The organism is Halogeometricum sp. CBA1124, from assembly GCF_009741955.1.
GTDB classification, from domain to species: domain Archaea; phylum Halobacteriota; class Halobacteria; order Halobacteriales; family Haloferacaceae; genus Halogeometricum; species Halogeometricum rufum.
In genome coordinates this window covers 1-1,359 of the sequence record NZ_WPCD01000363.1, presented here as the reverse complement: position 1 = coordinate 1,359, position 1,359 = coordinate 1, and the positions used below count along the sequence as shown (strand labels likewise).

The window sequence follows — 1,359 nt, the reverse complement described above, 5'->3', positions numbered from 1 at the left end:
GTGGATTCTGCTCCGCCGCCCCGTCGCCCTCGCCCCACCGCGCGTCGACGCCGCGCACCCCGACGTACCGTCGTCGCTCCTCCCGGCCGGACTCGTCGCCGTCGTCGCCGCCGGCGCGGCTGGGTTCGTCGCGCGACAGTCGCGCCGTGGGCCGACGCGCTCACCGCCGTCGCGCGGGCGTCGGGTCGGGACTGGTCGCGCGGTATTACCCGATGGCGCGGGTCAGAGCGCGCGTGCGCGCCGTCGAGGACGGACTCGACGACGTGCTCTCGCTCGTCGGGCGGCGCGTCACGGCGGGCGACTCGGTGGAAGTCGCCGTCGAGTCCGCGGCGGACGCGGTGTCGACGCCGGCGGGCGACGTGTTCGCCGACGCCGCCGGCGTCCGCCGCCGCCTCCGCGTCGGCGTCCGCGAGGCGTTCCTCGGGCGTTACGGCGTCCTCTCGGACCTCCCCAGTCCGCGGGCGCGGAGCGCCGCCGCACTGCTCGCCGTCGCGGCGACGGAAGGGCGGCCCGTGGGGCGGGCCGTCGTCGCCACCGCCGACCACCTCCGCGAACTCCGACGGGTCGAGAGCGAGGCTCGTCGGGAACTCGCGTCGGTGACGGGCACGCTGTCGAACACCGCCGCCCTGTTCGCACCGCTGGTCGGCGGCGCGACGGTGGCGATGGCGGCGCGGATGGGCGCCGCAGAGACGGCGCTGGTCAAGGGCGGCGCGGGGACGCTCGGTCCGTCCCTCCTCGGCGTCGCCGTCGGAGCCTACGTCCTCGCTCTGGCCGTCGTCCTGACCGCGCTCTCGACGGGTCTCGACCGCGGACTCGACCGGACGCTCGTCGGCTACCGCGTCGGCCTCGCCCTCCTGTCGGCGACGGCGGCCTACCTCGCGGCGTTCCGCGGGGCGGCGCTGGTGTTCTGACTACCCCTGGCCGCGCCGGGGACTCGCACGAGAGTTTATATACCGAACCGCGGCCAGACGGTCCATGCTCGACCTCCCACTCGACTCGTGGTACGCGTGGCTGGGCCTCTCGCTGGCGGGCGTCGCCCTCGTCGGCGCGGCGTCCGGACTGCCGACGGTGCCGCCGCCGAACGCCGACTCGGCGGCCGCGACGGTGGACCGCGTGGCGGCCGCCGAGTACGCGGCGACGGCCGAACACCCGCTGGACGCGACGGCGGTCAGACTCGGCACGCGCCGCCTCGCACTCCGGAACGACGCCGGCACGGCGCACGCGACGCTCGCGTTCGGTCCGGTCACGCCCGTCCCGACGAACGACTCGGCGCTTCGGGACGTGGTTCACGGCGCGCACCCCTCGACCGTGTTCGACACGCCGGAGGCGTTCCGGCAGGCGATAATCGACGCCCGCGCC

Annotated in this window: 1 protein-coding gene and 1 pseudogene; both read left to right on the top strand. The window is 76.2% G+C overall.

What is annotated here, in order from left to right; genetic code table 11:
• Positions 1-911: pseudogene (locus tag GJ632_RS21515) on the top strand (hypothetical protein); the annotation flags it as partial.
• Between the two features lie 64 nt (positions 912-975).
• On the top strand, positions 976-1,359 hold a 384-nt coding region (locus tag GJ632_RS21510; protein ID WP_191453982.1), incomplete at its 3' end, for a hypothetical protein.